Origin of the sequence: Sphingomonas sp. S1-29 (genome assembly GCF_026167545.1) — a bacterium.
Classification (GTDB): domain Bacteria; phylum Pseudomonadota; class Alphaproteobacteria; order Sphingomonadales; family Sphingomonadaceae; genus Sphingomonas.
In genome coordinates, this window is record NZ_CP110678.1 from 267213 (window position 1) to 291063 (window position 23851).

24 protein-coding genes are annotated in these 23851 nt (G+C 67.5%); 7 read left to right on the forward strand and 17 right to left on the reverse strand.

Annotation, left to right across the window (positions count from 1 at the left end):
- Window positions 1-97: 97 nt before the first annotated feature.
- The 3 genes from OKW76_RS01240 to OKW76_RS01250 all read left to right on the forward strand — a co-directional run bounded on the left by OKW76_RS01240 (window position 98) and on the right by OKW76_RS01250 (window position 3024).
- Window positions 98-496: a GFA family protein gene (locus tag OKW76_RS01240; protein WP_265550434.1), complete on the forward strand. Its 399-nt coding sequence runs from the start codon at window positions 98-100 to the stop codon at window positions 494-496.
- A 53-nt stretch (window positions 497-549) separates the two neighbouring features.
- Window positions 550-1293: a ThuA domain-containing protein gene (locus OKW76_RS01245; protein ID WP_265550436.1), complete on the forward strand. Its 744-nt coding sequence runs from the start codon at window positions 550-552 to the stop codon at window positions 1291-1293.
- Between the two features lie 75 nt (window positions 1294-1368).
- Complete coding sequence (locus OKW76_RS01250; protein WP_265550437.1) at window positions 1369-3024, forward strand: inorganic phosphate transporter; 1656 nt, start codon at window positions 1369-1371, stop codon at window positions 3022-3024.
- A gap of 6 nt (window positions 3025-3030) precedes the next feature.
- Here the strand turns inward: OKW76_RS01250 and OKW76_RS01255 are convergent, their stop codons facing one another.
- The 3 genes from OKW76_RS01255 to OKW76_RS01265 all read right to left on the reverse strand — a co-directional run bounded on the left by OKW76_RS01255 (window position 3031) and on the right by OKW76_RS01265 (window position 5107).
- Complete coding sequence (locus tag OKW76_RS01255) at window positions 3031-3198, reverse strand: hypothetical protein (RefSeq protein WP_256507545.1); 168 nt, start codon at window positions 3196-3198, stop codon at window positions 3031-3033.
- Between the two features lie 80 nt (window positions 3199-3278).
- Window positions 3279-3818, reverse strand: a complete 540-nt coding sequence (gene rsmD / locus OKW76_RS01260) for a 16S rRNA (guanine(966)-N(2))-methyltransferase RsmD (protein WP_265550440.1) — start codon at window positions 3816-3818, stop codon at window positions 3279-3281.
- Window positions 3819-3823: 5 nt separating this feature from the next.
- Entirely contained in the window at window positions 3824-5107 is a 1284-nt protein-coding gene (locus OKW76_RS01265; RefSeq protein WP_265550441.1) for a pseudouridine synthase, read from the reverse strand.
- Window positions 5108-5248: 141 nt separating this feature from the next.
- Between OKW76_RS01265 and OKW76_RS01270 the strand changes: the two genes are divergently transcribed.
- Window positions 5249-5680, forward strand: coding sequence for a response regulator (locus tag OKW76_RS01270; RefSeq protein ID WP_265550443.1), 432 nt, complete (start codon window positions 5249-5251; stop codon window positions 5678-5680).
- Window positions 5681-5781: 101 nt separating this feature from the next.
- On the forward strand, window positions 5782-7449 hold the full coding sequence (locus OKW76_RS01275; RefSeq protein WP_322740105.1) for an AmpG family muropeptide MFS transporter: 1668 nt from the start codon (window positions 5782-5784) through the stop codon (window positions 7447-7449).
- On the opposite strand, the gene OKW76_RS01280 is transcribed toward OKW76_RS01275, so the two are convergent.
- From OKW76_RS01280 to OKW76_RS01340, 13 genes are all read right to left on the reverse strand, one after another.
- The gene (locus OKW76_RS01280; RefSeq protein ID WP_265550445.1) at window positions 7442-7870 is read right to left on the reverse strand and encodes a DUF6628 family protein; all 429 of its coding nucleotides are present in this window, start codon (window positions 7868-7870) and stop codon (window positions 7442-7444) included. The genes OKW76_RS01275 and OKW76_RS01280 overlap by 8 nt on opposite strands.
- A 68-nt stretch (window positions 7871-7938) precedes the next feature.
- Window positions 7939-9249: a bifunctional folylpolyglutamate synthase/dihydrofolate synthase gene (locus OKW76_RS01285; protein ID WP_265550447.1), complete on the reverse strand. Its 1311-nt coding sequence runs from the start codon at window positions 9247-9249 to the stop codon at window positions 7939-7941.
- 117 nt (window positions 9250-9366) lie between these two features.
- Window positions 9367-10221, reverse strand: a complete 855-nt coding sequence (accD, locus tag OKW76_RS01290; RefSeq protein ID WP_265550448.1) for an acetyl-CoA carboxylase, carboxyltransferase subunit beta — start codon at window positions 10219-10221, stop codon at window positions 9367-9369.
- Entirely contained in the window at window positions 10218-11027 is an 810-nt protein-coding gene (gene trpA / locus OKW76_RS01295; protein WP_265550451.1) for a tryptophan synthase subunit alpha, read from the reverse strand. Before trpA ends, accD begins: the two co-directional genes overlap by 4 nt.
- Before the next feature lie 109 nt (window positions 11028-11136).
- The gene (gene trpB, locus OKW76_RS01300) at window positions 11137-12366 is read right to left on the reverse strand and encodes a tryptophan synthase subunit beta (RefSeq protein WP_265550453.1); all 1230 of its coding nucleotides are present in this window, start codon (window positions 12364-12366) and stop codon (window positions 11137-11139) included.
- 258 nt (window positions 12367-12624) lie between these two features.
- Window positions 12625-13260, reverse strand: a complete 636-nt coding sequence (locus tag OKW76_RS01305) for a phosphoribosylanthranilate isomerase (RefSeq protein ID WP_265550455.1) — start codon at window positions 13258-13260, stop codon at window positions 12625-12627.
- Between the two features lie 31 nt (window positions 13261-13291).
- Complete coding sequence (pyrF, locus tag OKW76_RS01310) at window positions 13292-13966, reverse strand: orotidine-5'-phosphate decarboxylase (protein ID WP_265550458.1); 675 nt, start codon at window positions 13964-13966, stop codon at window positions 13292-13294.
- Window positions 13963-14361, reverse strand: coding sequence for a LapA family protein (locus tag OKW76_RS01315; protein WP_265550460.1), 399 nt, complete (start codon window positions 14359-14361; stop codon window positions 13963-13965). Before OKW76_RS01315 ends, pyrF begins: the two co-directional genes overlap by 4 nt.
- 65 nt (window positions 14362-14426) lie before the next feature.
- Window positions 14427-16718, reverse strand: coding sequence for a patatin-like protein (locus OKW76_RS01320; RefSeq protein WP_265550462.1), 2292 nt, complete (start codon window positions 16716-16718; stop codon window positions 14427-14429).
- The gene (locus OKW76_RS01325; RefSeq protein WP_265550464.1) at window positions 16711-17409 is read right to left on the reverse strand and encodes an endonuclease/exonuclease/phosphatase family protein; all 699 of its coding nucleotides are present in this window, start codon (window positions 17407-17409) and stop codon (window positions 16711-16713) included. The genes OKW76_RS01320 and OKW76_RS01325 overlap by 8 nt, the downstream gene beginning before the upstream one ends.
- Before the next feature lie 51 nt (window positions 17410-17460).
- Entirely contained in the window at window positions 17461-18768 is a 1308-nt protein-coding gene (locus tag OKW76_RS01330) for a sensor histidine kinase (RefSeq protein WP_265553082.1), read from the reverse strand.
- A 44-nt stretch (window positions 18769-18812) separates the two neighbouring features.
- A complete protein-coding gene (locus OKW76_RS01335; protein ID WP_265553085.1) occupies window positions 18813-19532 on the reverse strand; it encodes a response regulator in 720 nt (239 codons plus the stop codon).
- Window positions 19533-19618: 86 nt separating this feature from the next.
- Complete coding sequence (locus OKW76_RS01340; RefSeq protein ID WP_265550465.1) at window positions 19619-20146, reverse strand: EF-hand domain-containing protein; 528 nt, start codon at window positions 20144-20146, stop codon at window positions 19619-19621.
- 456 nt (window positions 20147-20602) lie between these two features.
- Here OKW76_RS01340 and OKW76_RS01345 point away from each other — a divergent pair, with 456 nt between their 5' ends.
- Complete coding sequence (locus OKW76_RS01345) at window positions 20603-21637, forward strand: endonuclease domain-containing protein (RefSeq protein WP_265550467.1); 1035 nt, start codon at window positions 20603-20605, stop codon at window positions 21635-21637.
- Window positions 21638-21718: 81 nt separating this feature from the next.
- On the opposite strand, the gene OKW76_RS01350 is transcribed toward OKW76_RS01345, so the two are convergent.
- On the reverse strand, window positions 21719-22417 hold the full coding sequence (locus OKW76_RS01350; protein WP_265550469.1) for an SDR family NAD(P)-dependent oxidoreductase: 699 nt from the start codon (window positions 22415-22417) through the stop codon (window positions 21719-21721).
- Between the two features lie 189 nt (window positions 22418-22606).
- Here OKW76_RS01350 and OKW76_RS01355 point away from each other — a divergent pair, with 189 nt between their 5' ends.
- Window positions 22607-23845, forward strand: coding sequence for a tetratricopeptide repeat protein (locus OKW76_RS01355; RefSeq protein ID WP_265550471.1), 1239 nt, complete (start codon window positions 22607-22609; stop codon window positions 23843-23845).
- Window positions 23846-23851: the final 6 nt, after the last annotated feature.

Here is a 23851-nt window from a genome sequence, read left to right on the forward strand (position 1 = left end):
CAGGTAGGGAACGGCGCATCGCGGGGCAAGCGTTTCGGGATTGGCGCGGGGGCAGGGCGATGATACGCCCGCTGCACAGCGTTCTTGGGAGAGGGTGATGCTGACCGGAAGATGCCATTGCGGCGCGATTTCCTATGCGATGCCGGCGCAGGTGCTGCACCACGCGCTTTGCCATTGCGCCGATTGTCGGCGATCGGCTGGCGCGCCGATGGTGGGGTGGGCGATGCTGCCTGCCGACCAGCTGCAGGTGAGCGGCGAGCCCAAGACCTATGCCTCGTCGGCCGATGGTCGCCGCGAATTTTGCGGCACCTGTGGGACCGGGCTGTTCTATCGCAACGACGCGATGCTGCCCGGGCTGGTCGACGTTCAGACCGGAACGCTCGACGATCCCGACGCGATCCCCGCCCAGTCGCACATCCAGGTCGCCGAACGGATCGGCTGGATGCAGGGCGTCGAGGCCTTGCCCGCGTTCGAGCGCTTTCCGCCCTTCGAATGAAGCCAAGCCTGGCGCCACCCCAAGCTCACCCCGGGAATGAAGGAAAATCCCCTATGACATTGTACCGGTTGGTGCTGTTGTTCCTGTCGATCGTGCTGCTGCCGACCGATGCTTTCGCCGCGCCCGCGCGCGTGCTCGTGTTTTCGCATACCACCGGATACCGCCACGCCTCGATCGAGGCGGGGGTCGCGGCGCTGAAGCGGATGGGGACGCAGCGCGATTTCACCGTCATCGCGAGCGAAGACCCGGCGATCTTCAGCCCGCAAAAGCTGAAGGACATCGATGCGATCGTCTTCCTGAGCAGCACCACCAACCCCGCCGATCCGGCGTCCGAATGGCTGGTGGGGGATCGGCGGGCGGCGCTGCAGGCGTTCGTGCGCGGCGGCGGCGGGATCGTCGCGGTGCATGGTGCCGCCGATTCGCATTTGGCCTGGCCGTGGTACGGGCAGATGATCGGCGGCTGGTTCGAAAGCCATCCGCGCGGCACGCCGACCGGCGACGTGACGATCGTCGATTCGAAGCACCCCGCCGCCGGAGGCATGACCGGCAAGCAGCGCCGCGCCGACGAATGGTATTATTTCAAGGATTTCGACCCCACCGTCGATCTGCTGGCAACCGTCGATCCGGCTTCGATCGGCGAGAAGGACGCGAACCCCAATCCCGCGGCATGGGCGCATGAATTCGAAGGCGGCCGCGTGTTCTACACCGCGATGGGCCATGCCGATGCCAGCTTTAGCGAGCCCTGGTATCTGCAGCATCTGGGGGCAGGGCTCGATTGGGCGCTGCGCCGGCGATAGCCGCGGCGGGCGGGGCGCACGCCCCGCTCGCGTCGCTGTCATCAACCCGTCACATTGCCTACCCAAAGGCGCGCAATGGCTACCATCGCGCTAGATCCCCATGAGCCCCTCGATCGCGCGCCCGCGGGGCCGTCGCTCGATGCCAAGCCGCACCCCTTTGCGCGGCTGATCTTCTTCGGGCTGCTGCTGGGCGGCTTCGTCTATGCCTGCGCCAGCGTGCTGATCGACACGCAAGGGGTGGGCGAGGAACTGGCGCTCGGCGCGTTCGCGTTCCTCGCGCTCGCGCTGGTGATCGCGCTTGGGTTCGAATTCGTGAACGGCTTCCACGACACCGCCAACGCGGTGGCGACGGTAATCTACACCAACGCAATGCCCGCCAACCTGGCGGTGATCTGGTCGGGCTTCTTCAACTTCCTCGGCGTGATGCTGTCCTCGGGCGCGGTCGCCTATGCGATCATCACGCTGCTGCCGGTCGATCTGCTGCTCAATGTCGGGTCGAGCGCTGGGTTCGCGATGATCTTCGCACTGCTGCTCGCCGCGGTGCTGTGGAACCTTGCCACCTGGTATGTCGGGCTGCCCAATTCGTCGAGCCACACGCTGATCGGATCGGTGCTCGGGGTAGGCTTTGCCAACCAGCTGATGACTGCGGGGTCGACCGGCGGCACCTCGGGGGTCGATTGGAGCCAGGCGCAGAAGGTGCTCACCGGGCTCGCGATCGCGCCGCTGATCGGCTTCTTCGCCGCGCTGCTGCTGCTGCTGGTGATGCGCGCGGTGCTCAAGAACCCCAAGCTCTACAGCGCCCCCGAGCGCGACGCGCCACCGCCGCGCGGCATCCGCGCGCTGCTGATCTTCACCTGCACCGCGGTGTCGTTCAGCCACGGCAGCAACGACGGGCAGAAGGGGATGGGGCTGATCATGCTGATCCTGATCGGCTGCGCCCCCACCGCCTATGCGCTCAACCGCACGATGCCCGAAAGCGCGACGCCGGCGTTCGTCGCCACCGCCGATCGCGCCGCCGCGGTGTTCGAAAGCAAGGGCGGGCTCGCGACGCCGCTGCCGATCGCCAACGCCCGCGCGATCCTTACGCAGGCGCTGCAGACGCGCGATGTCGAGCGACCCGAAACCTATGCCGCGCTCGGCGTGATCTCGCGCGACGTCAGCGAGCAGGTCGCGGGCTATGGCGCCCTCGCGCGGGTGCCGGCGCAGGCGACCCCCAATTTGCGCGGCGACATGTATCTCGCGCTCGACACCTCGAAGCTTGCGCTCAAGGCCGAGTCGGCGCAGCGCCGCTTCTCGGCGCCCGAGATCGCAGCGATCGACGCCTATCAGGACCAGCTCGAAGCTGGCACGCGCTTCATTCCCTTGTGGGTGAAGATCACCGTCGCGCTGGCGCTGGGGCTGGGGACGATGGTCGGGTGGAAGCGGATCGTCATCACCGTGGGGGAGAAGATCGGCAAGGCGCATCTGACCTATGGGATGGGCGCATCGGCCGAGCTGGTCGCGGCGTGCACGATCCTCGCCGCCGATCGCTTCGGCCTGCCGGTATCGACGACGCATATCCTGTCGTCTGGGGTCGCGGGCGCGGCGGTCGCCAACGGGCAGGGGCTGCAGGCGCGGACGATCCGCAACATGGCGCTGGCTTGGGTGCTGACCCTGCCGGTGGCGATGCTGCTGTCGGGTGGCCTCTACTGGCTGCTGCTCACGCTGGTGCGCGCGACCGGCAACGGCTGAGCCGGGCTAGACCGGCTGGCGGAGATATTCGCCGGCGCTGCGGGTGATCGCGTCCCAGCGCTCGCCGATCGTCCGTCCCGGCGCGCCGCTCGGCTGGATGAACGCGAGCAGCACGCCCGCCCCCGCCACCATCAGCAGCGCGCTGCCGATCCGATATTTGCGATGCCTGACCATCGTCGATCCCCGTCACGCGTTACATTGCGGACAGCAATACGCTTCAATGGGTTAGCGCGCGATGAACGACGCGCTCGGCGTCAGCCCACCGGACGGAGCAGCGTCAGCTTCGCCTTGCCGTGCTTGCGGTCGGCATCGATCTCGAAGCCGGCGATCTCGACCTTTTCGGTATGCCCGGTCTCGATGCTGATCCAGGTCGCGGGGCCGGTCCAGCCGAGCCGCTGCAGCCGGTCGAGCGCCACCACGCCCGCGCCGGTGCCGTAGGGCGGGTCCATCAGGATCACGTCGAGCGGCTTCACCGCCGGCCCGAGCGTCAGCACCGATTGCGCGCGGATATCGGGCTTGACCCCCAATTTGGTCGCGTTGGCGCGCAGCGCATCGAGTGCCGCCTTGTCCTGCTCGACGAACAGGCACGATGCCGCGCCGCGCGACAGCGCCTCGAACCCCAGCGCGCCCGATCCCGCGAACAGGTCGGCGACGGCGAGCTCCTCGAAGCTGCCGAGGCGGCTGGCGAGCATCGAGAACAACGCCTCACGCACCCGATCGGCGGTGGGACGGGTGTCTTCGCCCTTGGGCGCGACGAGCGGACGGCCGCGATACAGCCCTGAAATGATACGCATGTGATTCAGCCCTTACGCGAACGATTGCCGCCACCGGGGCGCTTGGGTGCCGGACCGCGCGGGCCGGTCGGCGTCCGCGGCCCTTCCGAGCTCCGCGGACCGGCAGCGCGCGGGCCAGCCGAGGCACGCGGACCAGCCGAGGCGCGCGGCGCGGGCGGAGGGCGCGACGGGCGCGCGGTGCCGGTATTCCGCTTGGGCTTGGGGGCGAGCATGCGCCGATCGGTTTCCATTTGTTCGGTACGCTCGGCCTTGGCGCGCGCACGCGCGTTGCGCGCACGATCGGCGGGGGTGAGCGGGGCATTGGTACGCTCGATCCGCTCGTCGCGGCGATCGCTCGCACCCGGGCGCTCGGGCCGCGAGGGGCGGGGGGCTTCGACCGCATAGGTCGGCGTCCGTGCCGGGCGCGGCGTGGCGGGTGCGGCGACCTTGCGGCGGCCTTCGGGTTCGCGGCGCGCAGGAGCCGGTGCGAGCTCGATCGGCCGCGCCTTTTGCGCGCGCGGCTTGATGTCGAGCGGCTGGTCGCTGCGCGCGGCGGCGGGCAGCTTCAGCTCGCGGCGGAACGCCACCAGATCGTGCTGGCGGATCTCGTCGACCATTCCCGCGGGCATGTTGGCGAGCGGGATCGGGCCATAGCTGGTGCGGATCAGCCGCGAAACCTGCAGCCCCAGATATTCGAGCACGCGCCGGACTTCGCGGTTCTTGCCCTCGGTCAGCGTCATCTCGATCCAGGTATTCGCCCCGGTGCGCCGCTCAAGATTGGCGTCGATCGAACCGTATCGCACGCCCTCGATCTCGACGCCCTCGATCAGGTCCTCGAGCTGCGCCTGGCTGACGCTGCCATAGGCGCGCGCACGATAGGTGCGCTTCACCCCGGTCGCGGGCAATTCGAGCTGGCGCTTCAATTCGCCATCGGTGGTGAGCAGCAACAGCCCTTCGGTATTCAGATCGAGCCGGCCGACCGGGATCACCCGCGGCAGATCGCGCGGCAATTTGTCGTAGATCGTCGGGCGGCCCTTGGGATCGCGCTCGGCGGTGAGCAGCCCCGGTGGCTTGTGATAGCGGAACAGCCGCGCCGGCTCGGCGGCGGCGACGGGATTGCCGTCGACCGTCACCCCGCGCAGCGACGCGATGATCGTCGCCGCGGTTTCGAGCGGCACGCCGTCGATCGCGATCCGCCGCTCCTCGATCATGCGTTCGATTTCGCGGCGCGACGCGATTCCTGCACGCGCCAGCAGCTTGGCGATACGTTGGCCCTCTTTGGGGCCGTCTTTGGGATTGGATTGTGACACGCAGGCGCTGATAGTCCAACCATGCCCGCGCGGCAAAAAGATTGCGACGCCGTTCATTGGGCGGATCGCAAGCGCGGTGTAAGAGTTGTGCGATCGACTGGCGGGTATTTGCCTGAGTCGCGTGGGGAAACGAGACAAATCATGCTGTTCGGGAGGAAGAAGCGGCGGATCATCCGCATCCTGATCGTCGAGGACGAGCCGCTGGTTGCGTTCGACACCGAACATTTCCTCACCGCCGAGGGCTTCGAGATCGTCGGCACGCTCGATAGCGTCGCCGATGCGACCGCGCTGCTCGCCGCCGATCCCGACGTGCACCTGGTGCTGGTCGACCTCAACCTTGCCGATGGCAGCGGGATCGACGTCGCCCGCGCGGCGCAGGCGGGCGGGGTGCAGGTGCTGTTCGTCACCGGCAGCTGCCCCGGCGAGGCGCAGACGCTGGCGGCGGGATGCCTGGCCAAGCCCTATCCGCAGCGCGACCTGTTGCTGGCGATCAACGCGATCGAGGCGGTACTCGAGGGCGACGCCCCCAAGCGCTTGCCCGCCGGCTTCAACCTGTTCGCGCGCGCCGCCTGAGCACGCCGTAACCGGCGGCTGTGCGCCGCGAACGGTTCGGCGCGTGACGGCTATCCTTCTTCGCAGGTTCGGCTAGATTCGCCCGATCATAGCGGGGACGGGTGTTGGACGAGAAGTTGAAGGGGTTTGCGCTGGTGCGCGCGGCGGTGCGCAACCGCAAGACGACGGCGATGCTGGTGCTCGGGTTCGGGTCGGGGCTGCCGTTCGTGCTGCTGATCGGCACGCTCAATGCCTGGCTCGGCGAATTGAAGGTGAGCTTGGCGACGATCGGCGTGCTGTCGTGGATCGGGCTTGCCTATGCCTTCAAATTCCTCTGGTCGCCGCTGGTCGATCGCGCGCAATTGCCGCTGCTCTCGCGGCTTGGGCGCAGGCGCTCCTGGCTGGTGCTGTGCCAGGGCGCGCTCGCGGTGCTGCTGTGGATGCTCGCCGCCACCGATCCGCTGACCGCGATGGGCACCTTCGCGGCGATCGCGGTGGTCGCCGCTTTCCTGTCGGCGACTCAGGACGTGGTGATGGACGCCTGGCGGATCGAGATCGCCGACGAGGCGGCGACGGTCGAATTGCTCTCTGCGGTGTACCAGCTCGGCAACCGGCTCGCGGCGCTGTCGGGCGGCGCGCTGGCGCTGGTGCTGGCGGCAAGGGTAAGCTGGCCGACGGTGTATTTCGGCATGGGCTTCGCGATGCTCGGCGTGCTGACGATGACGTTGTTCACCCCCGAGATCAAACGCGACCTCGAGGACGAACGCTCGCCGCTCGCGGGGCATGCGGTACCGCGCCCGCGCGAGCGGGCGATCGCGCTCGGCATCGTCGCGGTCTGCTGGGGCTGGGCGATCGTCACGCTCGGCAGCTTCATGGTCGCGGCGCTGCGCCCGCTTGCGCCGGGCGAAACCGCGGTGTCGGCGGGGGTCTTCACCCAGACGATGGGGCCGTGGATCATCATTGCCACGGTGATCCTGCCCGCCTTGATCGCCGGCTGGACCAACCGGCTGCCACATATCGACGGCGGCGAGCAGCAGCGTCAGGGGGCGCTCCAGACCACCGCTAACCATTGTTATCGCGCGTTGATCCTGCCGCTCGCCGAGATCGTCCAGCGGCTGCGCTGGGGGGCGTTCCTCGTTCTCGCGCTGATCCTGCTCTACCGGATCAGCGATTCGATCTGGGCGCCGTTCGCCTTCCCCTTCTATCTCGAATATCTGCAGTACACGAACGACGAGGTCGCGTTCGCCTCGAAGCTGTTCGGGGTGATCATGACGATCGTCGGGGTCGGGATCGGCGGGCTGATGCTCGCGACGCTGGGGCGGATGCCGACCTTGCTGGCGGGCGGCATCGTCGCTGCGGCATCGAACCTGCTCTATGCCGATCTGGCGATGGGCGGCATGTGGATCGATGGCTTCGCACGCGCGCTGATGCTCGACCAGACCGGGGTCGACCTGCGGATGCTGCGGCTGATGCTCGCGATTTCGGGCGAGAACATCGCGGGCGGTTTGGCGGGCACCGCGTTCGTCGCGTATATCTCGTCGATCACCTCGCGCGAATATAGCGCGGTGCAATATGCGCTGCTGTCGTCGATGACCTTCCTGGTCGGGGCGCTCGGGCGGGCGGCGATCGGCGAGGCGCTCGATCGCGTGGGCTATGCGCAGATTTTCCTGTTTACCACCGCTCTGGGCGGCGTTGCGGTCGTGCTGGTGCTGATCGAATGGTGGCGGGGGGCGCCCAAGGCACCGGCGATCGTGCTAGGCCCCGAAGAGCCCGCCGCGCGTCTTACCTGAGCGGCAGCCCCGAATCGGCGAACGCCTGCGCCACCAGATGTGCGGTGGCCGCGACGCTCGATGCGTCGCGCACGCCGAGCAGGTCGGCCAGCAGCATGCCCGCGGTTTCGGGGCTGGCGTCGATCCGGCGCAGCACGGTGAGCAGGGTCGCTTCACCGCCGGTCATGCGGTGGCAGCACCAGGGCGCGATCTGGATCGGCCGCGCCGCGACCTGCGACATTTCGTGCATCATCGTGCGCAGCAGGATCAACGGTCGGCGGAAATCGACCCCGAAGGCGGTGAGGAACGCCTGGGTGCACGCCGCATCGTTGAGCCCGTGCGCGCCCATCTGGCGGATCCCGAACAGCAGCAGCCGCGCGCCCGGATCGTCGGGCTGGGCATGGGGCAGGGTGCTGGCGAGGCTGTGGGTGGTGGGGGTCAAGGCGAGTCTCCGCTGGCGATAGCGGCAATGTCGGCGCTTGGCTATTGCAAGTCAATATCAATAAGGCGTCAGGTCGGCAGCTCGTCGTTGGCGGCGAGCACTTCGCCCGCGAGATAGAGCGACCCTAGGATGACGACCCGGCGGGGGCGGTCGCCGAGGCTGTCGACCGCCGCTGGCACATCGGCGGCGGGCGCCGCGTCGATGCCCAGCGCCCGCGCGCGCTCGGCAAGGTCGGCGGGCGCGAAATGCGCGTGGCCCGGTACCGGCACGGTCCGCACCGACGCGAGCTGCGGCGCCAGCGCTTCGAGGATGCCGTCGGCGTCCTTGTTGGCGAGCACCCCCAGGATCGCAGCGACCGGTTCGCCCCCGGCGACGATCGCCAGCGTCTGCGCGAGTGACTGCGCCGCCGACCGGTTATGCGCGCCATCGACCCAGATCGCGCTGCCGGCGGGCAGCCGTGCGAGCAGCGGCCCCGCCGCGAGCCGCTGCATCCGCGCGGGCCAGCGCGTGTCGCGCGCGGCGGCGGTCAGCGCGGCGATCGGCACGGCTAGCGCCGATTGCCGGCGCAGCATCGCGATGGCGAGCCCCAGATTGCGTGCCTGATGCGGTCCCGGCAGCGTGGGGGCGGGCAACACCATGCGGATGGCTTCGTCGCGATACAGCAGGTTGGCCGAAACGGTACCCACCCGCAGCCGCCAGTCGCGGTTGCAGCGAAATTGCGGTGCCCCTGCCGCCTCGGCGATCGCGGCAATATGCTCGGTGATCGCCGGGGCATGGCGCTGGGTCACCAGCGGCACGCCGCGCTTGGCGATGCCCGCCTTCTCGCCCGCGATGTCGAGCAGCGTATTGCCCAGGAACGCTTGGTGGTCGATCCCAAGCCCGGCAATCCCGGTCACCAGCGGCTGCACCACATTGGTCGCGTCGAGCCGCCCGCCGAGCCCCACCTCGATCACGCAGGCATCGGCGGGGGTCCGCGCAAAGGCCAGGAACGCCGCCGCGGTCGTCACCTCGAAGAAGCTGGCACCGATGTCGCCGCCCTTGTCGAGCACTTCGGCGAGCAACGGCCCCAGCACCGCATCGTCGATCAGCGTCCCCGCCACGCGGATGCGCTCGTTGAACCGCACCAGATGCGGGCTGGTATAGACATGGACGCGGTAGCCCGACGCCTCGAGCGCGGTGCGCAGAAAGGCGCAGGTCGATCCCTTGCCGTTGGTGCCCGCGACATGGAAGACCGGCGGCAGCGCAAGATGCGGATCGCCGAGCCGTGCCAGCAACCGCGTGATCCGGTCGAGCCCGAGCACGTCGGCACCCGGCCCCAGCGCGGTCAGCCGGTCGAGCTGCGCCTGGACAAGCGGATCGAAAGAACGCGCGTGATCCACGTCAGTCCCCCTCCCACTTGTGGGAGGGGCTAGGGCAGGGCGTGTTCAGCCGCCAATGCGTATGCTCGGACAGGCCCTCCCCCGACCCCTCCCGCAAGCGGGAGGGGGGAAGAGAGCCTACGCCGCCGCGCGTCCGCCGCACAGATAATCGGCCAGATTCGCCAGCGTCGCGCGCAGGTCCTTGCGCTCGACCACCATGTCGATCAGCCCGTGGTCGCGATAATATTCGCTCGTCTGGAAATTCTCGGGCAGCTTTTCGCGGATCGTCTGCTCGATCACGCGGCGGCCGGTGAAGGCCAGCGTCGCCTTGGGCTCGGCGATCTGGATGTCGCCCAGCATCGCATAGGCCGCCATCACCCCGCCCGATGTCGGATCGGTCAGCACCACGACATAGGGCAGCCCGGCATCGTGCAGCATCTCGATCGCCACCGTGGTGCGCGGCATCTGCATCAGGCTGAGGATGCCCTCCTGCATCCGCGCGCCGCCGCTGGCGGTGAACACCACGAAGGGCGCGCGCGCGGCGATCGCCGCCTCGACCCCGGCGATGAAGCCTTCGCCCACCGCCTGGCCCATCGATCCGCCCATGAAGGCGAAATTCTGGACGCCGATCACCATCCGCTTGCCCAGCACCGTCCCGCGCGCGTTTACGAAGGCGTCCTGGTCGCCGGTCTCGGTCCGCGCCGCCTTCAGCCGCCCGGCATAGGGCTTGGTGTCGCGGAACTTCAGCGGATCCTCGGGCACCCGCGGCATCGGCAGCCGCTTGCAGGTGCCCTCGTCGAACAATTGCGCGAAGCGCTCATTGGGGCCGATCCGCGCATGATGATCGCACAGCGGGCAGACGTGGAGATTCTCCTCGAACTCCTTGACGAACACCAGCTGGCCGCAGCCCTTGCACTTGTGCCACAGATTGTCGGGCGTCTCCTTCTTCGAAACGAAGGCGAGCGCGTTGCGGACGTTGTTCAGCCAGCTCATGCAAAGGTCCTTGCGGTCGCCAGCGCCTCGGCCAGCGATCGGATATAGGGGATGACCGCCGCGGGCGCAGCGGCGCCATGCTGCCCCACCAATTCGACGATCGCCGACCCGACGACGACGCCGTCGGCGACGCGGCCGATCTGCGCCGCCTGATCGGGGGTACGAACGCCGAAGCCCACCGCGATCGGCAGGTCGGTCGACGCCTTGAGCCGCGCGACGGCATCGTCGATCGAGCCCTGCGCCGCCTGCTGCGATCCGGTGATCCCCGCGACCGAGACATAATAGATGAACCCCGACGCGCCATCGAGCACCGCGGGCAGCCGCGCGACATCGGTGGTCGGGGTGGCGAGGCGGATCAGGTCGAGCCCGGCATCGCGCAGCGCCGGTCCCAGCGCATCGTCTTCCTCGGGCGGCACATCGACACAGATCACGCCATCGACGCCCGCCGAAGCGGCCTGGGTTGCGAACCAGTCGGGGCCGCGCCGCAGCATCGGGTTGGCATAGCCCATCAGGATCAACGGCACCGCCGGGTGGCGCGCGCGGAATTCCTTGGCGATCGCGAGGATGTCGGCGGTGGTGGTGCGCGCCGTCAGGCTGCGCAGGTTCGCCGCCTGGATCGCGGGGCCATCGGCCATCGGATCGGTGAAGGGCATGCCGAGCTCGATCACATCGGCCCCGCCCGCGACCAGCGCGTCGAGGATCGCCGGGGTAGCGGCAGGCGTGGGATCGCCCGCAGTGACGAACGCGACGAGCGCGGCACGGCCGGCGGCGTTGGCGGTGGCGAACGCGGTGGACAGGCGAGTCATACAGCTTGGCCCGTCACCCCAGCGAAAGCTGGGGTCTCGTGCGGCAAGCGCGACGCTGCGATCACGGGGAGGCCCCAGCTTTCGCTGGGGCGACGACGGTTCCGGCGGCTCATATCTCCACCCCCAACGCCTGCGCGACGGTAAAGATGTCCTTGTCGCCGCGGCCGCACAGATTCGCCAGGATCACCCCGTCGCGCGGCATCTGGCGCGCGCGCTTGGCAACGGCGGCGATCGCGTGCGCCGGTTCGAGCGCGGGGATGATCCCTTCGACCCTGCACAGCAACTGGAACGCATCGAGCGCCTCGGTATCGGTGATCGAGGTGTATTCGACGCGGCCGATGTCCTTGAGCCAGGCATGTTCGGGGCCGATGCCCGGATAATCGAGCCCCGCCGAGATCGAATGCGCCTCGGCGATCTGGCCGTCCTCGTCCTGCAGCAAATAGGTCCTGTTGCCGTGGAGCACCCCCGGCGATCCGCCGGCAAGGCTGGCGGCGTGCAGATTGTCGAGCCCATGGCCCGCGGCCTCGACGCCGAGCATCTTGACGGCGACATCGTCGAGGAAGGGGTGGAACAGCCCGATCGCATTCGATCCGCCGCCGATCGCCGCGACCAGCAGATCGGGCAGGCGGCCGGTGCGCGACAGCATCTGCGCGCGCGCCTCCTTGCCGATCACGCTCTGGAAATCGCGCACCAGCTCGGGATAGGGGTGCGGGCCGGCGGCGGTGCCGATGATGTAAAAGGTGTCGTGGACGTTGGCGACCCAGTCGCGCAGCCCCTCGTTCATCGCATCCTTCAACGTCGCCGCGCCCGACGTCACCGGGCGGACTTCGGCGCCCAAGAGCTTCATCCGGAAGACGTTGGGCTGCTGTCGCTCGATATCGCGCGCACCCATATAGATGACGCAGGGCAGGCCGAAGCGCGCGCACACCGTCGCGGTGGCGACGCCGTGCTGGCCCGCGCCGGTCTCGGCGATGATCCGCGTCTTGCCCATGCGGATCGCCAGCAGGATCTGGCCGACGCAATTGTTGATCTTGTGCGCGCCGGTATGGTTCAGCTCGTCGCGCTTGAACCAGACTTCAGCACCCATGCCGTCGTCGGCGCTTTCGCGCAGCGTGTCGGTGAGCCGTTCGGCATAATAAAGCGGGCTCGGGCGGCCGACATAATGTTCGAGCAGGTCGTCGAACTGCGCGGCAAAGGCGGGGTCCTGCTTGGCGGCGCGATATTCGCGGTCGAGCTCGAGGACCAGCGGCATCAGCGTTTCGGCGACATAGCGGCCGCCATATTGGCCGAAATGGCCGCGTTCGTCGGGCTGCTGGCGCAGACTATTGGGTGCGTTCATCCGCTGCGCTTTAAGCATAGCCGGGTTGCGTGTCGAGCAGGGCGAAGGGCGGGGAGGGCTTGGCATCACCGTTCGTTTCGAGCGAAGTCGAGAAACGCGACGCGGGCGCATGGGTCGGTTTCTCGACTGCGCTCGAAACGAACGGGTTGGGGTAGGGCGTGGCAGCTCGACCACACGTATCGACCCCAACGCCAAGAGCAGCCCCAAACCCCTCCCGTTCGTTTCGAGCGCAGTCGAGAAACAATGACCGGGGGCGCTTTACGCCTTCGCCACCGCTGCCAGGAACGCCGCGATCCGCGACACGTCCTTCACCCCCGGCGCGCTTTCGACCCCCGAGGATACGTCGACGATCGGCGCGCGCGTCTGGCGAATCGCATCCTGCACATTGCCCGCGTCGAGCCCGCCCGACAGCGCCCAGGGCAGCGGGTGGCGATAGCCGTCGAGCAAGGTCCAGTCGAAACGAACCCCCATGCCGCCGGGCAACGTAGCGCCCTCGGGGGTCTTGGCGTCGTAGAGGATTCGGTCGGCAAGCTCGTGATGGCGGGCGGCCGCATCGAGGTCGGCGCGCGTCCGCACCGCGATCGCCGCCCAGATCTCGATGCCATGCCGCGCCCGGATCGCGGCGATGCGTTCGGGCGGGGTCTTGTGGAGCTGCAGCACGTCGAGCCGCCCGGCGCCGATCGCCTCGGCGAGCAACGAATCATCGGGATCGACGAATACCCCGACCTTGCCGACATGACCCGGCACGGGTTCGGCGAGCATCCGTGCCTGGTCGAACGACAAATGGCGCGGCGAGGGCGGGAAGAAGACGAACCCGACATGGCTCGCGCCGCCGGTGAGCGCGGCGGCGACGGTTTCGGGCGTCGATAGCCCGCAGATCTTGGCGGTCGTCATGGCTTGGCTTTCGGCGGCCGCCGCTGCCCGGTCAAAGGGTCGCTTCGATCGCGCGCGCGGCGGCGTCGGGATTTTCGGCCTTGGTGATCGGGCGTCCGACCACCAGGATCGATGCACCGGCATCGAGCGCGGCGCGCGGGGTGACGACGCGTTTCTGGTCGCTCGCGCTGCCGCCCGCGGGGCGGACGCCGGGAACGACGAAGAAACCCTGCGGCCACACCTTCTTCGCCGCCGCGACCTCGAACCCCGAACACACCACGCCGTCGATCCCCGCCTCGCGCGCGAGTTCGGTCAGCCGAGCCACCTGCTCGTGCGGGTCGCGTTGCAGCCCGATCGAGTGCAGGTCTTCGCCGTCGAGGCTGGTGAGCATCGTCACCGCGACCACCTTGGTGCCGAGCGGCGCCGCTGCCTTGGCATCCTCCATCATCGATCGCCCGCCCGAGGCGTGGACCGTCAGGATCGCGGGCTCGAGTGGCCCCAGCGCCTGGATCGCCTTGGCGACGGTGTTGGGGATGTCGTGGAATTTCAGGTCGAGGAAGATCGGCAGGCCGATATCGGCCATTTCGCGAACGCCCGAGCGGCCATTGGCCATGAAGAATTCCAGGCCCAGCTTGATGCCGCCGACATGGTGCCGCACCGCCTGCGCGATCGCGCGCGCGCGCGCGATGTCGGGGGTGTCGAGCGCGACATATAGCGGCGAACTCATTTTCTATCAGCCTCGAATGGCAGCGGCGGCGACAGCGTGGTTGCCGGCGCGGTGGGGGCAATCGGAGCGACGATCGGGTCGGGGGTAGGGACGTGAGCGGCGGGTTCGGGCTCGGCGGTGTCGGCCAGGATCGGCGCGGCGGTCGCGGCGCGCAGGTCGGCGAGCGCACGCTCGGCATTCGCCAGCCGCGACTTCAACCGCCACTGCCCGGCGGCATGCACCAGATAGAGCGGGACGAAACCGACCGCGAAGGCGACGAGCAGCAGCAGCGGCAAATTGATGTCGGCGATCAGCCCGGCCCACAGGCGCACCGGCACCGTCACCCAGTTGTTGATCGAAAAGGCGACGACGATGCCCGCCAGCAATACCCAGATCAGCGTTCGCAGAAACTGCATCGGCCCCAGCCTTCCTTGCCCCGTACAGCCCTCCGCTTAACCCCTCGTCCGGCGCATGGCCACCCTCAGCCGATCTCGGCGCGCAGCGACTCGATCAGCCCGGGCATCGCGGTGAGCCGTGGCTCCTCCTCGTCGAGGATCGCCAGGAACAAGGATCGCTTGATCGCGCTGGTCCGGCCGGGCTTGAGCCGAACGGTGGCGGGCAGCGTCGACAGCACGATATCGACCAGCCGGTCGGCGCCGTGCAGCCGGCCCCATAGATAGTCGTTCTCGCGATAGGCGCGGCTGAAGAACGCGCCGAAGGTGTTGAACTGCACGCCTTTCAGCGTCGCGCTGGCATCGCCGCTGCGGATCGCGCTGGCATCGTCGGGCGCGATTCGGTCGACGCGGACCGGATCGAATTCGTCGAGCCCTTCGCCCTGCAACAGCGGCAGCGTGGCGATGTCGAAGAACGGGAAGCCCAGATAGGTCAGCAGCAACGATCGGCGCGCGTCGCGCGGCAGCCCGCTCAGCGCGGCCGCGACGGCGGTGTCGGTTCGCGCGTCGAGCGCCTGCAGGTCCATTGTCGCCTCGAGCGAATCGAGCACCGCGTCGGCATCGACCGGCAAGCGCCGCACGCCTTCGCGTAGCGCGGCCAGCGGCTCGGCGCGGTGGCGCTCGAGATAGGCGGCGAGCGCTTCATACACCGCTTCGCGGATCGCGATCAGCTCGGCGCGGTCATGGTCGCCGTCGAGCTCGGCGATGCGCCGCACCATCAGCCGCATCCGGCGGATCCGGAAGCCCAGGTCGAAACCACGCAGGAACGCGATCGCGCGCGGGCTCGCGCCGCCGGCATGCTCGGTGCCGACTTCATTGCCGCCGCGCGCGCGCACCGCCTGCGCCACTGCGGCGCGGATCGTCCGGCGGCGTTCCTGCCCCGCCTGCTCGCCGACATGCTGCAGGATCCCGGTGAGCCGGTCGATCACCACCTCGACCTTGAGCAGCGCATAGCCGGCATGGCCATAGCCTGCCTTGCCCGTGGCGGCGGTCTGCGCGCGGCGACGCCAGCCGACCAACCGCTTGGGGGTCGGATAATCGAGGAACAATGTGTAGCCGAACAGCGATTCGACCTGACGCTCGACCTCGCCGCGTAGCTGATCGAGCACGACGAGCTTGCGTTCGATCTGGTCCGACCGGTCCATCAGCATCTCGAGGTCGTCGCGGATCGGCTGCTGGCGCGGGATTTCGGACATCGCGCCCGCCATCGTCTGGAAGAAGGACGGCTTGCCATTGGCGCGTTCGCCCAGCGCGAAGCGAAAGCCCGGCACCGGATCGATAAACACGAAGCGGCGATCGACCTGCCGGCGCGCGGGGCGTTCGCGCAGCGCGTCGATCGCCGGGCGGAACGGCGCGTTGGCCAGCACCGATCCGTCGATCAGCGCTGCCTTCTCGACGCTGTTGGCGGCGACCTGGCGCGGCAGCGCGCGCGTCAGGAACGCCAGCCGCCCCGGCCAGCTCGCGCCGCGATCGGCCAGCACCGCGTCGAGCTCGCCGACCATGAAGGGCGGGAAGGCGCCGGGAAAGCTCGATGTCGATCGCGCGGCGAATGCCAGTTCGGCGGGGTCGGCGAGCGTATCCACCGGCTTGCCGCCATCGGAGAACGACAGCACCAGCCGGTGTTCGGTCTCGACGACTTCGGCGGGCGAATGGAGCCGGAGACGCTCGGGATGGCCGCCGAAATCGGTCACGGTGACGAACAGGTCGAGCGGCTGGCCGGGGGGCAGCAGCCGCGGGCCGACGGGGCCGCTCGCCATCGCGTCGAACGCGTCGAGCAGCATGTGCACCATCCGCTTCCCCCCGAACGGCGGTTCGAACCATCGCGCGCGAACCAGCGTGTCGAGCTTGGCGCGGACCTCGTCGCGCGCGGCGTGCTCGACGGTTTCCTCGATTGCCTTGGCGCCGATCGCCATCCAGGCGAGCGGGCGCGCCCAGAATTTGGTCATCCCCGACGCGGGGGCCTGGTCGGGGTCGATCAGCGAATCGATATCGGCCTGTTCCAGCCACATGTCGGTGAGCGGCTCGAGGCTCTGGCCGGTGCTGATCGCCTGCGCCAGGAACACGCTGTTGATCCCGCCCGCGCTCGCGCCGGCGAGGATGTCGACCAGCACGCGGACGCGCAGCCCCGATTCCGCGGCCATTTCCTGCAACAGCGCATGATACACCCCCTCTTCGCCGGTGCCGGGCGCGGAGGCGGGGTCGCAAAATGCCTGGCTAGCCTGAACGAGCCGCCACACCTCCTTAGTGATCCCGTGCATGTACACCGCCAAGCTGACCCCGCCGTAGCAGACCAGCGCCAGCCGCAATTCCTTGTCACGCATGCCGGGTCGCGACCTTTGCCCAGATCGGCAGGTGATCCGAGGCGGTGCGCGCGACCATGCTGCGGTGGACGCCGCACTCGGCGATCTCCAAATCGCGGCTGACCATGATCCGATCGAGCCGCGCGATCGGGCGCTTCGCGTGGAAGCTCGCACCGGTGTCGGCCTGGGTGAAGCTGCGGCAGAAGTCCTGGACGCAGCCCGCGGTCGGCCGCCATTCGTTGAGGTCGCCCATCAGGATCGTCGGCAAGGGGGTGCATCCATCGAGATGCGACAGGATCGCATGCGCCTGCCGCCGCCGCCATAGCCCCGACAGGTCCAGATGCATGCCGACCACGCGCACGGTGATCCCGCGCAGCCGGACATCGACCGACACCGCGCCGCGCGGCTCGAGCGCGGGCAGGTGGATCGGGGTGCAATCGACGATCTCGGCCTCGCGCCGCACCAGCAGGACGTTGCCGTGCCAGCCCATGCTGAGCGCACGCACCGCGACGGGCACCGCCTTATAGTCGCTATGCTCGGCCAGCAGATGCGGGGTGAAGATTGCCTCGCGCGTGCCGAAGCGGCGATCGGCCTCCTGCAGCGCGACGATATCGGCGTCGATCTCGCGCAGCACTTCGAGCGTGCGCTCGGGCCGCCTGCGGCGGTCGGTGCCGACGGCCTTGTGCATGTTGTAGCTGGCGAGTGTGAGCATGGGGTTCCGGGTGAATGCGGGAGGGGGAGGGAAGTTCCTGGGGCCGACGGTTCAGGTGCGTGGCAATTCGATTCGTGCGACCAGGCCGCCGCCCGCACGGTTCGCCAGCGACACCCGCCCGCCGGCATCGCGAACGATCGCGCGGGTGAGCGCGAGGCCGAGTCCGATGCCGCCGGTCTCGCGATTGCGCGAGGTTTCGATCCGCGTGAACGGATCGAACACCGCGTCGAGCTTGTCGATCGGGATGCCCGGCCCACGATCGCAAACCTCGATCGCCACGCGGCTCGGCTCGATCACCACCCGCACCTCGCAGGCGCCGGCATATTTCACCGCATTCTCGATGAGATTGCGCACCGCGCGCCGCATCAGCGACGGGCGAAGGTGCATCCGGGTGCGCGGGGCCTCCTCGAACGCGACTTCGTGGCCGAGGTCGCGAAAGTCGTCGACCACCGCATCGACCAAGGCGGCGAGGTCGACATTGGTCGGCGGTTCGCTCGGTCGCCCCAGCCGCGCGAGCGACAATATGTCCTCGAGCATCCCCGTCATCTCGTCGATCGTGTCGGCCATGCGCTGGCGGTCATTGTCGTCCTCGACCGATTCGATCCGCACGCGCAGCGCCGCCAGCGGGGTGCGCAGGTCGTGGCCGATCGCGCCGAGCATCCGGTCCTTTTCGTCGAGCATCGCGCTCACGCGTTCGGACAGGCCGTTATAGGCGGCGATCACCGCACGGACATCGCCGGGGCCGCGCTCCTCGACCGGGGCGGGCGGGCCGCCCGGGGTGAAGGCATGCGCCGCGGTTGCCAGCGTCTGGAGCGGCTGCGCGACCCGCCGGCCGATCCACAGCACGGGCAGCAGGACGAAGGCATAGAGGATCAGCGTCTGCGCGATCAGCTGCCACACCAGGGTGCGCTCGGTGCGCGGCCATGGCGCGTTGAGCACGAGCCAGCCGCGCCCGGGCACCTCGACCGCAACCACCAGTTCGCCGCCCAGGCTGGTGATTCGCGCGGCGCGGCGCGGGCTCATCTTGCGGAGCCGAGGATCGAGCGGATCGGTATCGCGGATACCGGTGGCGATCCGCCCCAGCCGCAACCCCGAATCGAGCGCCGCCTGGCGAATGCCTTCCTCGACCTCGGCAGCGCGCGCCCATTCGGGGTTGATCGGGTTGGCCGCCTCGAGCCGGATCCGCGAGCGCGGCCGCTCGAACGGCGTGGCGCGGCCGCTTTGCAGCCGTTCGGCGGCATCGACGATCCGGGTGATCGCGGGCGCGGTGATCTGGCTGAAGCGCAGCGCCTGGCGCTCGCGATACAGCAGCCCGAAGTTGATCGCCTGCGCCACGAACAGCGCGACCGCGACCAGCATCGCGATCTGGCCGCCCAGGCTCGACGGCCATAGCCGCAGCCGCTTCACAGCCGGGTGACTTCGCTCGCCAGCGTGTAGCCGCCGCCCCAGACGGTCTTGATGAGCGAGGGGTTCTTGGGGTCGGGTTCGATCTTCTTGCGCAGCCGGCTCACCTGGTTGTCGATCGCACGATCAAAGGCGGCGGCTTCGCGCCCCTGGGTCAGGTCGAGCAGCTGGTCACGCGTCAGCACCTGGCGCGGCCGGGTGACCAATGCCAGCAGCAAATTATATTCGCCGGTCGACAGCGGCACCGACAGCCCTTCGCGGTCGACCAGCGTGCGCTCGCCGGTCTTGAGCACCCAGCCCGAGAAGGAATAGGCGCCGGCTTCGGGCGCGTGCTGGCGGGTGCCGCCGGTCTGGACGCGGCGAAGGATCACCTTGATCCGCGCAAGCAGCTCGCGCGGCGAGAAGGGCTTCACGACATAATCGTCGGCCCCCATTTCGAGCCCGACGATTCGGTCGGTCTCCTCGCTGCGTGCGGTGAGCAGGATCACGGGGATCTCGCCGGTCTCGCGGATGTGGCGCGTGAGGCTGAGGCCGTCTTCGCCGGGCATCATGATGTCGAGGATCGCGAGGTCGATCGCGTACGCCGACATCCGCGCGCGCGCACCCTCGGCATCGCCCGCCTGGGTGACGCGAAACCCTTGCTTGGTGAGATACTGCGCGAGCGGTTCGCGGATCGAGCGCTCGTCATCGACGAGCAGCAGATGGGGAAGGTCGGCCATGTCGGCCATACAAGCATCCTTTGGCCGGGTTCCCAAGGGGGGAGGGGGCCGGGCGGGCATTCTTGGTGCCCGCCCGGTTCGGTTCGTCAGTTGGAGGGAGCGACCGGCGCTGCCTGCCCTGCTCGTGCGGCGCGGCGTTCGGCCATCTTGGCGCGGCGCTCGCCGCGCTTGGCCTTGACCGCCGCCTGCTCGGTCGCATCGACGCGGCCGTCGCCGTTGGTGTCGATCTTGGCAAAGCGCTGCGACGCCTGCGCGCGGAACTCCTCGCGGCTGATATTGCCGTCCTTGTTGGTATCGAGACGGGCGAGCATCCGATCGCTACCGCGACCGCCCTTCTTCATCGCCCAGCGCTTGGCCTTGGCCTCGCGGCGCTCGGCCACCGCTTCGCGCATCGCGGTGCGCTCGGCCTGGGTGATCTGGCCGTCCTTGTTCGCGTCCATCCGCGCGAACATCCGATCGGCGCGCTCGATCATCTCGGCGCTGGTGGCAGGCGGTGCCATGCGCTGCATCTTCTGCGCGGCGGGGGCAGGCGCGGTGGGCGCGACCTGCGTGGCGATGGCGGTGCCGGCGAGCGCGGTGACGCTGAGCAACGATGCGAGAACGAACTTCTTCATCTGCGGGTTTCCTTGATCGGAGCCAGGACCATCCCGGCGATGAACAGGGTTATGCCGGCTGGCTGTCGCGCAGCTTTGTCAAAGGCACGCAAACTTGTCGCAATTTGTAGCAGGCGCGGCGTTGGGTTTGGCTGTACGGTGAATCCATAAATGACCGGTGTCGTCGGAGGCTGTGGGGGCCGCTATATGGTTCGCGGTTGGGCCGCTTTCGGGACCGCATCATAGGAATCCGCCACCGAATGCCGCGTCGCATCGCATCAGGTTTTTGCATTAACAGACCACCAGGTTTTTGGCCATTTTTTGGTCGATGCAAAAATTGTAAGTTCTGCATCAGCGCAGTTGGAAAACGGCCGGTCGGCTGACGCCTAATCAAGGGCGTAGGCGGAGGCTGCGAGCTAACCGGTGCATTTGCAAGCCGGGTCAAACCATGCGAGCAATTTGCCATTGGGGGTGCAAATGTCTGGTACAATGCTTGTTATCATCGCGGTAATTGCGTTTGTCGTCTGGCATTTCCTACCTGAGCGCCAGCCCTCAAAGCCGACACCGAAGTTTCGTCACGAGCCGAGGGCAATCGCCAGCGATCCAAACTGGCAAACCTTCATTAATGAGCATTGTGAGTCGCCTGCTGAAACTGCTTTTCTAAAGTCAATGATTTCGGCTCACAAACTACTTCCAGACAATGGTTCATTAAAAGCCTCCGGCCTAAAAATAGATTTTCAAGTAGAGGTAGACCGATATCGTCTCGACTTTTTGGCTAACGAATGGCTGATTATTGAGATTGACGGAGCCGCATGGCATTCATCAGATGAGGCTAAGGCGCGGGACGCTGCGCGTGATCGTTTCTTCGTTGAACTTGGTTATTCGGTAGTACGGATACCCGCTAAGATTGTATTCAACGATCCTAATGAAGCCGTTAAACGTGTGAGCGCGGCGCTACAGGTTGGCAAATCCGTTATTGCTGAGCCAGTCCAGCTAAGCGGGTTAGCGTGTCTTCGCCAGACTGCCTCTTCAACCAACAAGTTCATGTCTGATCTTAACGCGAGCGTTGATCGCCATAGGCGATTGGCAGAGGCTTTGAGGGCAGCGGAACTGTCGTATCATGTCGAGAAGAACGTTCTCGCTAGCGCTGTTGATGCTGCCGAACGGCAGATCAGGATTGATGAGGAGTTAGGAGACGATGCTGAAAAGCGGGCCTCTTATGACGCCTTTGCGGAGAAGCTAACCAAAGCTTTCGAAGAGTCAGATAAGCGCGATCAAAAGAACGTGACGAAACAGAGAATCGATGTGCCGCCATATCTCCGTCCACAACTATCGGGGGACGCTGCAATCGACCGAGAAATCGAAGAACGGTTTGTTGGCATGAGTGCCGATCGAGATGCCTACTTTTATGGCATTCGTGAGAAACTGCGGCAAGATCACCGGTTGGCACCGTTGGTTAGAAACAATCTAACTGAATTTGGATGCCCGCAAGTTTGGAAAAACATCGCCTGATGCAAAATTCTTGATTTATGCATCAGCCGCGGCAGGTTTCGAGATTGAAATATCGGTGTTGGCCGACCGAGCATCGACAGCCTAGAACGGAATTTCGTCGCCGTCCCAGGCGAAGATCTTGCCGCTGTCGATCGGCTTGAGCCCCTCGATCACGTCGAGCAGTTGCAGCGCCGCGCGCTCGGCGTCGAACAGCTTGCCCGGCGCGATATTGGCCTGGAACGGTTTCGACAGCCCGGTGTCGACGGTGCCGGGGTGCAGCCCGACGATGATCGCGCGCTCGCTCTTGCGCTTGGCCTCGATCGCGAAGTTGCGCAGCAGCATGTTGAGCGCCGCCTTCGACGCGCGATAGCCGTGCCAGCCGCCCATCTTGTTGTCGGCGATGCTGCCCACCCGCGCCGAGAGCGCGGCGAACACCGGTTCGCCGGTGCGCGGCAGCAGCGGCAGGAAATGCTTCGCCACCAGCGCGGGGCCGATCGTGTTGACTGCGTAGACGCGCGCGAGCCATTCGGGATCGAGGTCGCGCATCGCCTTTTCGGGGCCGCGCTCGCCCTGATGCAACAACCCGGTGGCGACGAACACGAGCGTGGGGGCAGGGCCGGTCGCGACCAGCGCGGCGGCGGCGGCGATGCTCGCTTCGTCGGTCAGGTCGAGGTGGCGCTCGCCGGTAAAGCTGCGCGCGAAACGCCACACCCGGTCGTAACCGCCCTCCTCCTCGATCGAATCCGCCATTGCCCGGCCGATTCCGCCCGACGCCCCGATGATCACTGCCGCTTTTGCCATAGGCCTGCGCTAGCCGTGGCGGGGCGGTGCGTCAAAGCGCGAGGAAACCCGGGCGTTCAAAGAGCGTTCAGACCGGGTAGGCGATCTGCGGGCACACCAGCATAGCTTGAACCCGCACGCCGGGACTTATAGTGGACATGCCAGTCCCCAGAGGAGAATAACCATATGTCGATCGTTTCCAAGGCAGCCATGGCCGCCATGTTGGCGCTGGGAACCGTTGCCGCAGTCACGGCGACCCCCGCCGACGCACAGCGCAAGAAGAAGGGCCAGGAAGAAGCCGGTCCTCCCGCGCTGAAGGTGAGCGAGCCGTTCCGCGTCGCCGCGACCGCTGCGCAGACCGCGCTGCAGGCAAAGGATCTGGCGACCGCCGAGACCCAGCTCACCGCTGCCGAAGCCCTGGTCACCAACGACGACGAGCGCTATTTCGCCGCGCAACTCCGCCTGCCGCTCGAGGCGCAGAAGAACAACAATCCCGGGATCAAGAAGGCGCTCGACGTGCTGATCCCCAGTCCGCGTACCGCGGCGACCGATCTGCCCCGGCTCAACTTCGTTCGCGGCACGATCGCGCGCAACGAGAAGGATAATGCAGGCGCGCTGCAATATCTGACGCGTGCACGCGAGCTCGGCTACGACAATGCCGATCTTCCGCTGCTGATTGCACAGACGCAGATCGATACGGGCAACGTGACCGGCGGCGTCGCCGAAATCCAGCGCGAGATCGATCGGCGCAAGGCGGCGGGGCAGAAGGCGCCCAACGAATGGTACGCCTTTGCGATTTCGAAGCTGTACCAGGCCAAGCAGCCTGCCGAGACCGCCAAGTGGTTGCGGATGCAGCTGACCGAATATCCGACCGCGAAGAACTGGCGCACGTCGTTGATCGTGTTCCGCGACGGCGTGACGCTCGACAACCAGGCCAAGCTCGACCTTTTCCGCCTGATGCGCAGCACCAAGGCGCTGGCCGACCAGAACGACTATATCGAATATGCCGACATGGCGTATCGCGCGGGTCTGCCGTTCGAGACCAAGGCGGTGATCGACGAGGGCCGCGCATCGGGCAAGATGCCCGCCAGCGCCGGCGCGCGCCTCTACACCGACGCGCAGACCGCGATCAAGAACGAGGGTTCGCTCGCAGCACTGGAAAAGGGCGCGCGCTCGGCGGGCAATGGTACCGCGGCGGCGCAGCTGGGTGACGCGTATCTGGGCAGCGGCAACAACGCCAAGGCGATCGAATTCTATCGCCTCGGCCTAGAGAAGGGCGGGGTGAAGGCCGAGGAGGTCAACACCCGGCTGGGCAATGCGCTCGCCAATGCGGGTCAGCGGCCCGAGGCAAAGACGGCGTTCGACCTGGTGAAGACCCAGCCGCGCGCCGAGATGGCGACCTTCTGGAAGCTGTGGATCGATCAGGGCATGACCGCACCCGCGGCCTGATCGTTT

Excerpts from the sequence above, each read along its gene's own strand:
- OKW76_RS01240 (WP_265550434.1), top strand. The coding sequence starts at position 98 with ATGCTGACCGGAAGATGCCATTGCGGCGCGATTTCCTATGCGATGCCG.
- OKW76_RS01245 (WP_265550436.1), top strand. The coding sequence starts at position 550 with ATGACATTGTACCGGTTGGTGCTGTTGTTCCTGTCGATCGTGCTGCTG.
- OKW76_RS01250 (WP_265550437.1), top strand. The coding sequence starts at position 1,369 with ATGGCTACCATCGCGCTAGATCCCCATGAGCCCCTCGATCGCGCGCCC.
- OKW76_RS01255 (WP_256507545.1), bottom strand. The coding sequence starts at position 3,198 with ATGGTCAGGCATCGCAAATATCGGATCGGCAGCGCGCTGCTGATGGTG.
- rsmD (WP_265550440.1), bottom strand. The coding sequence starts at position 3,818 with ATGCGTATCATTTCAGGGCTGTATCGCGGCCGTCCGCTCGTCGCGCCC.
- OKW76_RS01270 (WP_265550443.1), top strand. The coding sequence starts at position 5,249 with ATGCTGTTCGGGAGGAAGAAGCGGCGGATCATCCGCATCCTGATCGTC.
- accD (WP_265550448.1), bottom strand. The coding sequence starts at position 10,221 with ATGAGCTGGCTGAACAACGTCCGCAACGCGCTCGCCTTCGTTTCGAAG.
- trpA (WP_265550451.1), bottom strand. The coding sequence starts at position 11,027 with ATGACTCGCCTGTCCACCGCGTTCGCCACCGCCAACGCCGCCGGCCGT.
- trpB (WP_265550453.1), bottom strand. The coding sequence starts at position 12,366 with ATGAACGCACCCAATAGTCTGCGCCAGCAGCCCGACGAACGCGGCCAT.
- OKW76_RS01305 (WP_265550455.1), bottom strand. The coding sequence starts at position 13,260 with ATGACGACCGCCAAGATCTGCGGGCTATCGACGCCCGAAACCGTCGCC.
- pyrF (WP_265550458.1), bottom strand. The coding sequence starts at position 13,966 with ATGAGTTCGCCGCTATATGTCGCGCTCGACACCCCCGACATCGCGCGC.
- OKW76_RS01315 (WP_265550460.1), bottom strand. The coding sequence starts at position 14,361 with ATGCAGTTTCTGCGAACGCTGATCTGGGTATTGCTGGCGGGCATCGTC.
- OKW76_RS01320 (WP_265550462.1), bottom strand. The coding sequence starts at position 16,718 with ATGCGTGACAAGGAATTGCGGCTGGCGCTGGTCTGCTACGGCGGGGTC.
- OKW76_RS01325 (WP_265550464.1), bottom strand. The coding sequence starts at position 17,409 with ATGCTCACACTCGCCAGCTACAACATGCACAAGGCCGTCGGCACCGAC.
- OKW76_RS01330 (WP_265553082.1), bottom strand. The coding sequence starts at position 18,768 with ATGCTGGTCGCGGTCGCGCTGTTCGTGGCGCAGGCGATCAACTTCGGG.
- OKW76_RS01335 (WP_265553085.1), bottom strand. The coding sequence starts at position 19,532 with ATGGCCGACCTTCCCCATCTGCTGCTCGTCGATGACGAGCGCTCGATC.
- OKW76_RS01340 (WP_265550465.1), bottom strand. The coding sequence starts at position 20,146 with ATGAAGAAGTTCGTTCTCGCATCGTTGCTCAGCGTCACCGCGCTCGCC.
- OKW76_RS01345 (WP_265550467.1), top strand. The coding sequence starts at position 20,603 with ATGTCTGGTACAATGCTTGTTATCATCGCGGTAATTGCGTTTGTCGTC.
- OKW76_RS01350 (WP_265550469.1), bottom strand. The coding sequence starts at position 22,417 with ATGGCAAAAGCGGCAGTGATCATCGGGGCGTCGGGCGGAATCGGCCGG.
- OKW76_RS01355 (WP_265550471.1), top strand. The coding sequence starts at position 22,607 with ATGGCCGCCATGTTGGCGCTGGGAACCGTTGCCGCAGTCACGGCGACC.